This window comes from Aquirufa sp. ROCK-SH2 (genome assembly GCF_054558315.1).
The window spans coordinates 397,922-413,177 of the sequence record NZ_JBPXKB010000003.1 but is presented as its reverse complement, the minus strand read 5'-3'; the positions used below and the strand labels follow the sequence as shown (position 1 = coordinate 413,177).

Here is a 15,256-nt window from a genome sequence, read left to right as displayed (position 1 = left end):
TGGCTGAGCGGAGTCGAAGCCAGAGGTTGTGAGAAGTAAAAATAGGTGGCTGAGGTTCTCAAACGGTGGCTGAGGTTCTCGAAGCCACCTATTTTTGTTCTAGATAAATCTGATCCAAAAATCGTGCTAAAACCCAATCTTTTTCAGTGACCATATTCCCTGCATCGTGCGTGGTCAATTTCACATGAACCTTATTATAAACGTTGGTCCATATAGGATGATGATCTGTGTTATTGATAAAAGGAACTGCTGATTGCATAAAAACCATTGCCTGCTCAAAACTAGCAAATTCAAATGTTTTGATTAAAGCTTGTTCTTCTAATTTCCACTGGTTCATTTTTTCATTTTTATAAATTAGGTAAGAGGTAAAAGTAAAGTTATTAGTTATTAATTGTTAGTTATTAGTATTTAGAACCTATTACCTCCTATTACCTTTTACCTTTTACCTCTTACCTCTTACTTATTACCTATTACCTATTACCTAATCCCCTTATTTTGGAAATAGTATCGTTTGAATCCTATCCATGCAATCATCCAAATGATAACGAGTTTCTAAATCCAAATTGGTTGTTTTATTCGCTTTCAAACTAGATAACAAATTTTTCAATTCTGCTTTTGCGATGGAACGAATATCAGATTGATTGACAGAAAAATAATCTTTATTTGTTGCCGAAATAGGCATTTGTTCCGTCAAAATGTATTTCAATCTGTCTATATATGCTTTCTGCAAATTGCGTCTGTAAATATCAATTTTACTGCCTGCATTCAACTCCTTCCAAATTCCAGCTCGCAAATCAGTAAATAAATCGATTGGTTTGTAGTAGTCTGTTTCTAAATTTATCCCATTAGACAAACGACTGAACACTTCAAAACTGATTAAACGATTCAACACCGCCACTTGTAATGTTCTAATACGCTCTATAGACCCAGTGAATTGACTATTTTTAATCAACTCTTTATTTAACAGCCATTGAGTATCCGAAAAGGCATTATCCAATATCCACCGCACAGAAGTTTGTTGGGTTTGCTTTGTAACTAAAAAATAAGAATTAAGTCCTTGATTCGGCTTTCTTAGATTTTCCGTATATCCACCTACGTTAGTTGCAACATGGTTGACATATCGATTCCAACAACTCAATAATTCCTCATGCAGTTCTGCCAAGTCATCATAATTATTGGTTTTTGTGCTTGTCCAAACATGTAAATTCTTTGCCACAAATTTCAAATTTTTCAATGCATAAGTACTTGCGCGAACTGGGTCATTACCAATATCCTCTGTCTGTGAACTTGGATCAAAAGTATTCGCTTGACTACCAAATCTAAATCTTTTGTCTTTGGCTTTTTCCTCAATCCATTTGTCTAAAATGGGTACTTCCGACTCGGGAGTAGTAGCCTCCGGGATAATCCTATACCCCCAATTAACAACATAATCATCATAAGGACCCATTTTTCTGATAAATCGAACTCCTTTATCTCCCGGCTGTGCGATATAATTGAATCGAGCATAATCCATGATGGTAGATGAAATACCAAATTCATTGGTAAAATCTGCTTTTCGATAATCTTCCACTTCATAGGAACTACTTGCTCCCATATTATGTGGAAAACCCAAAGCATGGCCCACTTCATGCGCAATAACCATTTCCATCATTTCACCAATATCCTCTTCTTTCGTCTCCAATGTTCTTGCCTTCTCATTGGCTGCACCTGTTTCCAATAAATATCGATTTCGATAGGATCTCAAATGATTATGGTACCAAATAATATCACTTTCAATGATTTCTCCTGTTCGAGGATCACTCACACTCGGACCCATTGCGTTTCGTGTCGTGCTTGCAACATAACGAATAACGGAATAGCGTATGTCTTCAGGAGAAAAATCAGGATCTTCTTCTTTACTTGGCGGATCTTTGCAAATAATAGCATTTTTAAACCCTGCTTTTTCAAATGATTTTTGCCAATTCTCTACGCCTTTTTTAATGTGTTTCCTTAATTTTTCCGGAGTTGCCGGATCCAAATAATAAACAATTGGCTTAATAGGTTCCACTAACTCCCCTCTTCGATAAGCAGCCATGTCTTTAGGCTCTAATCGCCACTTTCTAATGTAGGTTTTTTGATCAGATTTCAACTCCTCACTCGAATAATCGTATTGTTTTTGAGTAAACCAACCCACTCTTTCATCAAATAAACGAGGTTTCATCGGAATCTCAGGCAACAAAATCATCGATTGATTCATTTGCAAACTAATGGATTCGGTACTAGAAAGCATGGATGGTTTTGAAGCATTGTAGGTAAAATCTTGGATTACCTCAATATTCAAAGGAAAAGATTTGATCGAATGAATGAAACTTCTAGAAGCATCTAAACCTTTCACTTTGTACATATCTCTCAAAGATGCGTCTAAACCACTCAATGCCATTACATCACTCGAATAAAACTTTGTTACATCAATGACATAATTCGAGGAATCCTTGCTATACGTTTCAATATCAAAAGCATACAAAGTTGGCTCATAATTATTAGCTTTTACTGATATACTAATCGGTAAAGAATCATTTGCAACAGAGGCATAAGACCTTACTTTGATCAAAATTTTCTCTTGAAATTTCTCCCAGACAATAACCTGTTCATTGGTTGGTGTACCAGCATTGTAATATCCTCCACCTAAACCACTTGGAATTTTTGCAATTCTACTTACTAAAAGCATCTCCTTGCCCAGCAATTTTTTAGAAATTTCAAAATAATATTTGTCTGCTACTTTATGAGAAGTAAACAGACCCGCTTTACTGATTGCTTCTTTCGTAATGACTTGCTGATAATCTTTGCCTTTTTTATCCGCTTTTTTTTCAGGTGTCGTTTCAACAGAGGTAGCGCCACTACCAGCAGTTTTTACTGGCAATTTCACTGTTTGTCCTTTCGAAATTTGAATCACTAACAGCAAGATCCAAACAGTTTTAAATAAATACGTATTTTTCATATTCTTGATAAGAGTTTAATCGATTATTTGACAAATTTTTGCAACCAATTATTTTGTTCCCAAAGCAGGTGTAACAAATTTTCCTTCCCTCTATAACTATGTGCTTCGTAAGGTAAAAAGACGAATCTTACTGTCCCTCCATTACCTTTTATCGCCGCATACAAACGCTCACTGTTTATCGGATACGTTCCTGTATTATCATCCGAATCTCCATGAATTAATAAAATTGGTTCTTTGATTTTATCCGCATAACTAAAAGGACTCATTTCATAATACAGTTGGGGTGCCTGCCAATAAGTACGGTCCTCGTTTTGAAACCCAAAAGGAGTCAATGTCCGATTATAAGCTCCACTCCTAGCTATTCCAGCCTTAAATAAATCCGTATGTGCTAATAAATTGGCTGTCATAAATGCACCATAACTATGTCCACCTACTGCCATTCGTTTAGGATCACCCACCCCTAAGTTAACCAAATGATTAATCGCAGCCTCGGCATTCATTTTCAATTGATCTACAAAATTATCGTTCGGTTTTTTATCTGCACTTGTGGCAACAATGGGCATTTCAGCATTATCTAAAATAGCGAAACCTTGGGTAACGTAGTAAATCGGAGATGCCCAACTAAGCGTTGTAAACCGATCTTTACTGCCTCGAACTTGTGCAGCATCAGCAGCAGAATTAAACTCTCTTGGATATGCCCAAATTAACACAGGCAAAGGCCCATCTTTTTCTTTGTTGTAGCCTTTTGGTAAATATAAATCACCCGTTAAGTCAACTCCATCGGCACGCTTGTATTTGACTTTCTCTTTGCTAATATCCATCAAACCTGGATAAGGATTCGGGAAATTGGTTAATTGTACGGATTGCTGAGCTGTGGAAAGATTTTTTAAATAATAATTAGGAACTTCTTTTTGAGATTCTTTTCGAGTCAAAATCAATAAATTATCTGGATCTATTACTTCATCAACCATTTCAAATGTTCCTTCCGTTGATCTCCAAATAATTTCATTTTTTTTGCTCGCCAAATCAAATTTAGCTAAAAATGGCAAATCACCTTTCGGAGAAGATCCCGCTATATTATTCATTAAAATTTTGGAACCATGATCAAAAGAATAAATGACATTTCTTCCAAAAGCATTACGTTTTAGCACTGGTGTACCTGGATTCGTATAAGCGTCAGTCATATTTCTTTCATACAAAAGAGTGACCTCATTAGTTTCAGAATTATATCGACTTACTTTAAGGGTTTGTTTTACACGTAACATTTCAGTGATCAAAGCCAATTTTGAATCTCCCCAAGTAACTCCCGCAAATCGGGATTTTGTTTTGAACAATTCCTTAGCTTCACTTACAAAAGGCGCTTTTAAAGCATATACAGCATCATGAAATTCAACTTGTTTTTTGATCAATCCACTATCTAATGGCATTGCCCAAACGATGGTCGCCGCTTCATCCTCTCTCCATTCAAAACCTCTTGCCACATTTTGAACATTATCATAACCCGAGGGAGCAGTTTCTGTAGAAGGAAGTGAGGCAATTGTTTTCACTAATTTCCCAGTTAAATCCATTACTTGAATGTTTGTTGGAAAACCATAAGCTGTTACTACATAAGAAAATGGCTTAGCCAAGGATTTCACAAGTAAATAGTTTTTATCTGGAGATAAATCTTGATATGAATAAATAGCAGGTTGACCAATCAACTTCTCTTGACCATTTTTATGAATTACGAGTTGAGAAGTGGCATAATATTCAAATAATTGCTCATCATAGGTCGACTTAATCAAGTCTTGAAAAGTTGGTCTTGGAGCAGCTTTTCCAATGTTTTGTTGGATAGTTGGACCTTTGGGAGTAATCGGTTTCTTCGGAGCGCCTGCGGCAGAGTGAATCGTAGATTTATATAATAAGGTTTGATCATCCATCCAGATATAAGGCAAGCCTAAAACATTATTAAGAGGTCTCTTATTTATTTTCGTTGCTCTTCCACTTTCTAAGTCAAGCGTATATAAATCTACATGATCAAATTCAGTTTGAGTGAATGCCATTTTTGTTTCTGAAGGACTCCAAGTAATATTTCCTGCATTGAGATTTTTTGGCATTCCAGTCAAAACAATAGCTTTATTATTCTTTATATTTTTCAAAGAAATGGAATTAATAAAGGTTTGTCTACTAGGCGAAAAGTTATTGGGATTAAGTCGCAAACCAGCGATTCTAAATTCAGGTTGCCCGAGTTCTTCCACGGTTGGGTAGGAATTTCGCCCAAATTGCAACATCCATTTGGCCTTACTGTCCAATCGAATGGTTGGAGTTGGTTTGGCTAATAATAAATCTGAAATTTCTTTGGGTGGATTTTGGTATTCTGAAGCATCTTGACCAAAGAGTAAGTGCTGAGTGGCAAAAAATAACAATACAATCAAAAATTTCAAAATATGTTTCATAGTATCAGATATGTTGAAGTGAAATTTAATGAGAAAAAAAAAGGTGGCCAATAAAAGCCACCTTTATTCTTAAAAATCAAAATTACAATGGGTTTTGAACTACTGCTGGGTTAGCATTGATTTCACGACGAGGAATCAAGAACTCCCATCTTACATCACCCGGAGCAACGTCAAACAATAAAGCCACTGAAGCGATATGATTAGCTCCATTTCTATTCAAAGGAGCATTTAAACGCTTCAAATCTAAGAATCTATGTCCTTCACCCCAAAGTTCAATACGGCGGTGAACTAATATTTCATCGATTAATGCTTGGCCTGTATTCGTAGATTTTACATAAGCAGCATCTCTAGTTTTGATTAAATCAAACAAAACTGTTGCAGCACCAGCATCATCATTTAAACGAGCTTTTGCTTCTGCCTCAATTAAATACATTTCCGCAGCTCTCATGTAAGGAACATCCCCCATAGCAGATGTGGAAGGTGTACCTGGTAATCTGAATTTTTGATTCAACCATTTCACACGAACGCCACCTGGAGGTACAATAGAGTTGGCCGCTGTCGGTGTTTCAACCCACATTTTACTACGCACATCCGTTTGAGGAATTTGTTTGTACAACAAGCTATTGATTGCTTTTGGATACGTTCTAATTACTGTTGAGTTGTAATTACAAGAAATATAAGAATGGTATCCTCCAAAATATTCTGTTTGATCTTCTAAGTGATCAAATCCCCACATCCATTCTGCATTGGCGATATCTTGGAAACCATCCAAATAACTAGTTGCATTCATAGGAGTATATCCAGCTCTAGCTTCCGCAGCATACTTCGCAGCATTGGCCCAATCTTGTTGAACTAAAGCAACTCTTGCTTGTAAACCTTTTACCACGCTTAAATTGATATGCGATTTATTAACACGAGTCGTTGTTAGCAATGTTGCAGCCTCAGCCAAATCTTTATTGATTTGAGTGTAAACTTCTTCAACAGTATTACGAGCTTTTCCCTCTGTTGTTGGTTCTAAAACCAAAGGAACTCCTAATTGAGCATTTGGTTTTGCTTTCGCATCATAACGCTTTCCATACAATTGTACCAAATTAAAATAACCGAAAGCACGCAAGGCAAGAGCCTCTCCTTTCAATGTATTTCTATCCGCAGCAGGACCCACGGCCTTTTCGATATTAGCGATTCCTAAGTTGGCATTACCAATAATACGATAATATAACTCATAAGGAAACTGCGCCATGGTATTCACATCTGAACGATGAGCAGTCCATCTTGTTTCACCAACATGCCAAGAAGCAGATGTAGTACCAATGACCATATCTTCACCCATATGATCTAAAATAATCATCATCGCTGGATGTCCTGAATGACCTTGAGAATTTAAATAACGAACAATAAATGAACGATAAATTCCATTGATTGCCGCTGCTGCATTCTTGGTTGTTGAATATGCAGCCGTCGCATCGATACTAGCCGTCGGATTAGTATCCAAATAAGTTGTTTCGCATGAAAATGAAATCATGCCAAAAACAAAAGCTAAAAGTAAAATATATTTATTTTTCATGATTCAATGATTATAAAGAGAATGATAGACCTAAAACTAGGGACTTGGCAGGACTGTAAACGTTACTTGTTGTACCACCAAAGTTTTGTTGCACGTTCATACCACTGCGACGAGACAACATAATGAAGTTTTCCCCACTAACATAAACTTGCGCATTATCAATTTTAAATTTAGATAAAATTGATTTTGGCAAACGATATGACAAAGTCACAGAACGAACATTCATGTAACTACCATCGATCAACCAACGGTCAGAAGCTGCATCAAAATCTGCTGTACGAGCGTTATCCATACGAGGAACATTTGTAATATCCCCTGGATTCACCCAGCGATTCATAATATCCACGTGTTTTGCATTATGGTATCCGGAACTCATTAAACTTGCATAAGCAGCATCATAAATTTTTCCACCCAATTGATATACCATTAAGGCAGATAAAGTAAAGCCTTTGTATTTCAATGAAGTATTAACAGAACCTGATAAGTCTGGAATAGAAGTTCCATTGTACCAATATCTAGCATTCGCAATATTATTAGTTAACGTATCACCATTTGCTGTTATACGAGAATTGGAAGGCACATAACTTACTGCACGATATTCCGCAACTCCTGTTTCAGGATTAACACCCTTGTATTCTCTCAACCAGTAATCATATAGAGAACTACCTTCCTTCAACTTTTTAGTACCATCAATGATTTCCTTACTTTCATTTGGCATTTTGGTAATCTTATTTTGGAAGTTAGTAGCATTCAAATCTAAACTCCAAACTAAATCTTTGGTACGAACAATATCTCCACTTAATTGTAATTCAATACCTCTATTGTACATAGATCCAATGTTTCTAGTTTCAGTTGCAATACCAACCGATAATGGTAGAGGTACAGCAAAAATCAAATTAGTAGATTGACGATCAAAATATTCAATAGTACCTGAAATTCGATTTTTAAGAATTCCGAATTCTAAAGCAACATCATAAGAAGTGTTCGTTTCCCATTCTAAGGATTTACTTCCCAAAGATGATTGTAAAATACCCGGTTCTAAAGCGTTATTCCAACCTAAGGCATAAAGCGGCTGCCAAGCATAATTACTAATTCCACCATCATTTCCAGTTTGACCATAAGAAGTCCTTAATTTCAAATTATCAATAAATGTTAATTCTTTGATAAAGTCTTCCTGATCTAAACGCCAAGCAGCAGAAGCAGAATAAAAAGTTCCCCAACGCTTATCTTGATAGAACTTAGAAGAACCATCACGACGAGCCGAAAACGACACAAAGTATTTTGAATCAAAATCATAATTCAAACGAGAGAAAAATCCTTCCACTCTACGTGTATCATATTGAGATGTCAAACTAGTTGTAGTGGTAAAGTTGATCAATTCGAAATTACCGTCTAATATTTGTTGTGAACGAGATCCATCCAAAATGTTACTTACCAAATTGTAATTTTCGTGACCCACTAATGCATCGACATTATGCTTTCCGAATGAGTGATTATAAGTCAACAATTGAGAAAGGTTATAATTGGTAATATTTTCAAATGTATTTTGAGCACGTCCTGCTGGAGCACCATCACCAATTTCTGGATTTCCAAATACGATTGAATTGGTATTAGTAATATCCACACCAACGTTGTTACTAAATTTAAAGTCTTTCAAAAAAGAAATTTCAGCAAATGCACGACCTCCTAATAAGTTTCTTCGGAAGAAGTTTTCGTTCAATTCTGTTTCAGCTACTACATGGCGACCACCGTATTGAGGACGATTTGATAAACCCAAAGAACTTAAGTTACCGTAATCATATCTTCTGTTACCATTAGTCAACTTTAAAAAAGAACCTGGACTAGCTGGATCATAAGCATAAACTGGATAAATCGGTGCCATACCTCTTGTAAAAAAGAAAGGATTGACAAATGAAGTTCCCCCATCTGCAGTAGACTGATTGGATGAAGTAACAGTCGTATTCATATTAGCACCTACTTTAAACCAATCATTCATTTGACTATTCACATTTAAACGAGCTGTGAAGCGATCAAAGTCAGATTTAATTTGGTAACCTTTATCGTTCAAATAAGAAACTGAAAGGAAATAATCAGATTTACCATTTGAACCAGAGAAATTTGCATTTACTTCATCACGAACACCTTGGCGCATGATAGCCTTTTCCCAATTTAAATCATCTGGATTGTAAATCATTTTGGCATTGGGATTCAATTTACCATCCAAACCAACTAATTCAGCGAAAGGAACATTGTAAACATTATAGCCCGTTCCAACAATAGCTCCCAAACCTGAAGAGGCAGCAGCATTTGCCGCAGAAAGCGATAATGGACTGGCGGTACGATAAGCTAAGTTGTTTCTATTAGCTTCCCACATCAATGGATAATATTCTGCAGCCCCAACACGGTCATATTCAGGTAATGCACGAGTGTTAAAACCTTTGGTATATTTAACATTAATCGAATTTTTCCCTTTAACTCCTTTTTTGGTTGTTACCATCACAACTCCATTTGCAGCACGAGCACCATATAAGGCAGTGGAAGCCGCATCTTTCAATACAGTAATAGACTCGATATCATCATTGTTCAAATTCGCAATATTAGCAGAATATGGAACACCATCCACTACATATAAAGGAGAATTGGAAGATGAAATAGAACCAAAACCACGAATACGTACATCTGGAGAAGATCCAGGTTGTCCAGACGTAGAAGTTGTAGTCACACCAGGTGCGATACCTTCCAAAGCTTGACCCACGTTAGTGATAGGTCTAACAGCCAATTTTTCAGCTCCAATTTTAGCAGAAGAACCAGTAAATGACGCTTTTTTAGCTGTTCCAAAGGTTGTAACGATTACTTCATCTAACGTAGAAGTTTCGGAACGCAAAACTACATTAATGACAGATTGATTACCCACTCTAATTTCTTGAGAAGCATATCCAACAGATGAATATACCACTAATGCATTAGGAGCAACTGATAACTTATAGTTTCCCTTAGCATCTGTAATTGTTCCCCTAGAAGAACCTTTAACAACAACATTAACTCCTGGTAGTGCATCACCATCATCTCCGGTGACTTTACCACTAATGGCTCTTTCTTGTGCAAAAGCTGGCAGTATAGCCATAATGCTCAAGAAGATACTGAATAGTAACTTTTTCTTCATAATTTTTTTGTTTGATGATAAATTAGTTTAAACACAATTGACTAAAAAACAAAGAAATAAGAAAATGGTTTTGATTTTTTGAAAAAAAAATAAACATAAAAAAAAGGGCAACTAAATAGTTGCCCTTTTTCAATTCAAATAGAATAAAAACTAGTTTTTATCCCAGAATAATTTAGTAGTAACAACATCACCACCTATAGCTGTTGAAGCTGCAGTGTAATTTGTTCCGTTCAATTGTTGTTCGTTAGCAGGATAAGTAAAACGGTTTGGAAATCCAGATTTAGCTGCTTTAGGAGCAGTAATTTTTGGATAATCTAAACGACGTAATTCAGTCCAACCATCGTATGGTCTATTGTATAAAGCAATCCATTTTTGAGTACCAATTTTTTGCTTCCAATCTCCTGCTGCAGTCGAATAAGCAACTTCTGGTTGAGCTAAATAAGCATCTGCATCTGCAGAAGTTCCACCCCAATAAATGATAGAAGCTTTAACTGCATTGTTGTAATGCGACTCTGCAGTTCCTGTAACATTGTAACCTCTTTCTTTTGCTTCTGCTCTCAAAAATTCAGTTTCAGCATAATCGATCAAGACAGAAGGATCAGCAGGATCAATAACTTTTGCACCAGCACGAGAGAAATCTACGTAAGTATTTGCCGCTCCTACAATACCTCCAGCATAATTACCAGCATTGTTAGTACTAAAGAACTTCGTTTTACGTGGATCATTCCAACCGATCAATTTATCCATCAAATCTTTCGCAGCGATATAGTCAGAACGACCACCTGTTACGATATCAACATAAATTGGATTTTGATTCGGAGAAGCTGTCATATAGGCAAAAAGACCATTATCTGAAGCAGAAGCAATTGCTCCTGCATCTGAAGCCTCTACCGCTGACTTTGCAGTTGCAGCGTCAGCATCAGCTAAGATCATACCTAAACGCATACGTAGAGAATGAGCAAATTTCAACCATTTAGCAGGTGATCCTTTGTACATAATATCTTCACTAGCAGCAAAAGAAGATCCAGCTGTGTTTAATTTTGTGATATCAGCATTCAAACGTGCAATTAAATCCAAAGAAATAGTCTTTGCATCATCATACTTTGGAAATAAAATAGATGGATTTAAAGCCTCTTTGTAAGGAACATCTCCAAATGTATTAACTAATACACTGTAGGTATAAACTTCCATGATATCAATGATCGCTAACTTGTTTGCCTTTTCTGTTGGAGACATAGAAGCATCAGCTGTGATAATTTTAGAAGATTCTCTTAAATCTGCAATCACATCACGATACATACTTGTCCACCAAGATTGTGGAATCGCTCTAGTAGTGAAATCATAGTTCGCTTCATCTTGATATACAGCCATAGCCCAATGACTAACTGTAAAACGGAACACGTTTGTGTTTACACTTGTAGCTGCTAAACGATCAGCTAAAGTTCTAACTGCATTGGTAAACAAAGTTGGAGCTGGAACAGCTGCTGGTTTCTTTGTTTCAATATTCAATTGAGATATATCTTCTGTACAAGCTGTTGCCAAAAGCAAAAGCGGTACAAAAATTTTCAAAATACTTTTCATCTTTCTATAATTAAGATTTATTAAAACAATAATTTAACGTTAAATCCAATAGATCTTGTCGTTGGATAAGCTCCTGATGAGTAACCTTGAGCATTTCCTGAAGACAAATTCTCCTCTGGATCTGCATATGGAAGATTTTTATAGATAATCCATAAGTTTCTACCAAATACTGAAACATCTACTCCTTTAACACCACCTAATTTTCTAACGATTGAGCTAGGTAATGAGTAAGTTAAATTAGCTTCTCTTAACTTCACATAGCTTGCATCATAAACGAATGCAGCAGCTGGATTACGATAGTATCCTAAAGCACCCCAATCATTCTCAATACGAGTTGTATTAGGAGTACCATCAGCATAAACGCCTGGATTGATGAAACCACCACCATTAGCGATTGTATTACGAGAAGGATTTCCTTTATCATTGATGAAAACTGATTCTGCTAATACACCTGTTGCAGCTCCATAATACATATCTAAAGAGAATAAATCTCCACCTTTCTTCATATCTACTAAGAAGTTAAATGTGAAGTTCTTGTATCTAAATGAGTTGTTAATACCACCAATCCAATCTGGATTTACATTACCAATATTGTTTGTAGTAGTTGTTGTCATATCATAATAACCATTTGCCTTAACAACTTTTTGGCCATTTACGTATTTCCAAGTCTTACCTTGAATAATTCCATAAGGTTGACCAACTGTTGCATTAACACTTACACCACCTTGGAAAGATGCCAATTGTAAGTTTTGACTATCATTGTATAAACTTAAAACTAAAGAGTTATTTTTAGTCCAATTCAAGTTAACATTCCAAGAGAAGTTAGCTGTCTTAATTGGATTAGCATATAAGCTCAATTCATAACCTTTGTTCTCGATATTACCAGCATTAACATAAGCACTTGTAAATCCTGTTGCAGCAGACACTGAAGCTGGCATGATTTGGTCTAAAGTGTTTGTTTGATAATAAGTAAAATCAAAACCTAAACGATTTTGTAAGAAAGCCATTTCTAAACCAATCTCTCTTGATTGAGTTTGCTCAGGCTTTAAGAATGGGTTATTTTGAGTACTTGGAACTGAGAATAAAATACTAGATCCAAATGGAGATGGTTGATCATATACGTTTTTGATAGCACCCCAAGGAGCATCATTACCTACAGTTGCATAATTCACTCTCAATTTACCAGAAGTTAACCAAGGTAAATCCTCAATATGGTGAGAGAATAACCAACTTGCTGAACCAGCATAGTAGTTATAAGCATTATTATCAACTGGTAAAGTAGAAGACTTATCACGACGAATAGTTCCATCTAATGTTAAAAAATCTTTGTATGTTAATGTAATACCACCAAATACACCAAATACTTCACGTGGAGCATAAGCCTCAGATGGAGCAGCAACAGTACCTTTTGAATTAGCAACTGAATACAAACCTGGTACAATTAAACCACCATTTGTAGCAGAATAAACTGAACGTACTAAAGATTTACGTAAGTTCACACCAGCTAATGCTTTTAAATTCAAATCAGTTAAGATATTCTTATCGAAATTAGCTAAAAAATCATAGTTAGTTTCGTTAAAGAAACGATCAAATCTAGTGTATCCAGCAACATCTTTACTTCCATAAGCTACACGCTCTTCTTGAAATTCAGAGTAAGTATCCAAAGTAACACGGCCCATGAAATTTAAATAATCAGCCGCTTTGTAGTTCAACATGGCATTTCCGAAAATACGAGTACGAGTATCGTTCTCATAATTTTGGTAACGTGTCCAATAGTAGTTATCTGTATAAATTGGTTTTAAACCTGCAGCAGTTGAAGGATCTGACCAGTTCCAAGTTACGTTTTTCTGATTTCTAAAATAAGCATCTTTTTGCTCTTGTAAATCAACGTTTGTTTGATACCACTGACGGAAGTTTTGGTTAACGTTCAAGCCACTGTAACCAGTTCCATAACGACCTTTTCCATCAACAACTGAAAAGTTAGCTGTTGCAGAAGCAGTTAATTTATTAGAAATAGCATAAGTACCACTTAAGTTCATGATATTCTTGGTGATATTACTATTTGGCAAAGTACCTCTTTCATCATTACGAGTATAACCTAATTTGAAAGTTCCTTTGTCTGTAGCACCATCTAACATGATGTTAGTGTTATTTGAAATAGCAGTCTCATAAAATGAAGCTGGAGTATTTTGAGCAGCAACCCATGGTTTTGCTTTTAAATAATTTGGACCAGCTGGATCAAATGAATCCCAATGATAAACCATTAAGCTAGGATCAAATTTTGTACCATAAGATGAATCTTCAGCCGTTGGAACTACTAAATCTTTCGTACCATCACCATTTGCATCAAAATACAAGAAACCATCTTTTTGGTATGGATCAGAATAACCTGCACCATATTGATTTTGGTAAGTTGGGAAAGTTGTTTTATCAATTGTTCCAACTGTTAAACCAGCATTAACTGTTAAACCTAAACCTTTCTTTGCTTTTTTAGAAGTAATCATAATTACACCATTCGAAGCACGAGAACCATAAAGTGCAGTTGCAGCAGCTCCTTTCAAAACGGTCATTGACTCAATATCGTCTGGGTTAATATCCGCAGCAGCATTACCGTAATCATAACCGCCACCTCCGCGTTGTTGTGTGCTTGAATTTTTGTTAGTGTTATCCACTGGCACTCCATCCACAACAAATAAAGCTTGGTTATTACCTGTCAATGATTTGTTACCACGAATTACTACGTTCGTAGATCCACCAATTGAGTTACCTTGAATAATGCTCAAACCTGCCACTTTACCAGAAAGTGCGGAAAATGCATTACCATTTCTAACACGCGTTAACTCATCTCCTTTAACCTGCTGTGCAGCATAAGGTAAAGAGTTTTTTGTACGAGTCAAACCTAAGGCAGTTACCACTACTTCATTTAATTCAGAAGCTAAAGGAGCTAATACCACATTAATAGTGTTTTGCTTACCTACGGTAACTGATTGAGTTTGATAGCCTACAAAACTAAACTGCAAAACAGTCGCATCTGAGGCATTAATTTTAAAAGTTCCATCTGCAGATGTAGCAACACCTTTAGAAGTCCCTTTAATAGATACTCCGACACCTGGTAGCGCGGATCCATCTTCAGCAGTTGTAACTTTTCCAGTTACCAATCTACTTTGTGCCAATAACGAACTAAAAACTGTCGTCATCAACAACATTACTAGTAAGATTTTTTTCATGTTGATAAATAAAGATTAAAAAATAATTGAATCTTAAATCTACTAAAAAAGTCCAATTATGATTAACCCTTAAAAATCACCGAAAAAAAACCATTAAACCTACATTAATTAAAAAATACACGACAAAAAAAATACGTCAAAAGACTCAAATAACAAATAAAAAGAAAAAAAACATTATTTGTGAAAAAGAAAATGAAAACCAATTTAGCAAAATAATACAATTTAACAAGCTTAAAAATATTAAAAAAATACTATTTTTTTCTGTAAATAGAATTGACAATTATCAATCATGTAAACAAAAAAAGAGCC

Annotated in this window: 7 protein-coding genes; all 7 read right to left on the bottom strand. The window is 35.7% G+C overall.

Going from position 1 to position 15,256, the window contains the following annotated elements; genetic code table 11:
• Positions 1-88 precede the first annotated feature (88 nt).
• Complete coding sequence (locus V7S79_RS08870; RefSeq protein ID WP_459490224.1) at positions 89-337, bottom strand: 4a-hydroxytetrahydrobiopterin dehydratase; 249 nt, start codon at positions 335-337, stop codon at positions 89-91.
• 153 nt (positions 338-490) lie between these two features.
• A complete protein-coding gene (locus V7S79_RS08865) occupies positions 491-2,977 on the bottom strand; it encodes a zinc-dependent metalloprotease (RefSeq protein ID WP_459490223.1) in 2,487 nt (828 codons plus the stop codon).
• A 23-nt stretch (positions 2,978-3,000) separates the two neighbouring features.
• Complete coding sequence (locus tag V7S79_RS08860; RefSeq protein WP_459490222.1) at positions 3,001-5,412, bottom strand: alpha/beta hydrolase family protein; 2,412 nt, start codon at positions 5,410-5,412, stop codon at positions 3,001-3,003.
• An 82-nt stretch (positions 5,413-5,494) separates the two neighbouring features.
• Entirely contained in the window at positions 5,495-6,976 is a 1,482-nt protein-coding gene (locus tag V7S79_RS08855; protein ID WP_459490221.1) for a RagB/SusD family nutrient uptake outer membrane protein, read from the bottom strand.
• A 10-nt stretch (positions 6,977-6,986) separates the two neighbouring features.
• Complete coding sequence (locus tag V7S79_RS08850) at positions 6,987-10,139, bottom strand: SusC/RagA family TonB-linked outer membrane protein (protein WP_459490220.1); 3,153 nt, start codon at positions 10,137-10,139, stop codon at positions 6,987-6,989.
• A gap of 150 nt (positions 10,140-10,289) precedes the next feature.
• Complete coding sequence (locus V7S79_RS08845) at positions 10,290-11,720, bottom strand: SusD/RagB family nutrient-binding outer membrane lipoprotein (RefSeq protein ID WP_459490219.1); 1,431 nt, start codon at positions 11,718-11,720, stop codon at positions 10,290-10,292.
• Between the two features lie 20 nt (positions 11,721-11,740).
• Entirely contained in the window at positions 11,741-14,947 is a 3,207-nt protein-coding gene (locus V7S79_RS08840) for a SusC/RagA family TonB-linked outer membrane protein (protein WP_459490218.1), read from the bottom strand.
• Positions 14,948-15,256: the final 309 nt, after the last annotated feature.

Bases quoted from the DNA above. Each gene is read 5' to 3' on its own strand.
- V7S79_RS08860 (WP_459490222.1), bottom strand. From the start codon at position 5,412: ATGAAACATATTTTGAAATTTTTGATTGTATTGTTATTTTTTGCCACT.
- V7S79_RS08865 (WP_459490223.1), bottom strand. From the start codon at position 2,977: ATGAAAAATACGTATTTATTTAAAACTGTTTGGATCTTGCTGTTAGTG.
- V7S79_RS08850 (WP_459490220.1), bottom strand. From the start codon at position 10,139: ATGAAGAAAAAGTTACTATTCAGTATCTTCTTGAGCATTATGGCTATA.
- V7S79_RS08845 (WP_459490219.1), bottom strand. From the start codon at position 11,720: ATGAAAAGTATTTTGAAAATTTTTGTACCGCTTTTGCTTTTGGCAACA.
- V7S79_RS08840 (WP_459490218.1), bottom strand. From the start codon at position 14,947: ATGAAAAAAATCTTACTAGTAATGTTGTTGATGACGACAGTTTTTAGT.
- V7S79_RS08870 (WP_459490224.1), bottom strand. From the start codon at position 337: ATGAACCAGTGGAAATTAGAAGAACAAGCTTTAATCAAAACATTTGAA.
- V7S79_RS08855 (WP_459490221.1), bottom strand. From the start codon at position 6,976: ATGAAAAATAAATATATTTTACTTTTAGCTTTTGTTTTTGGCATGATT.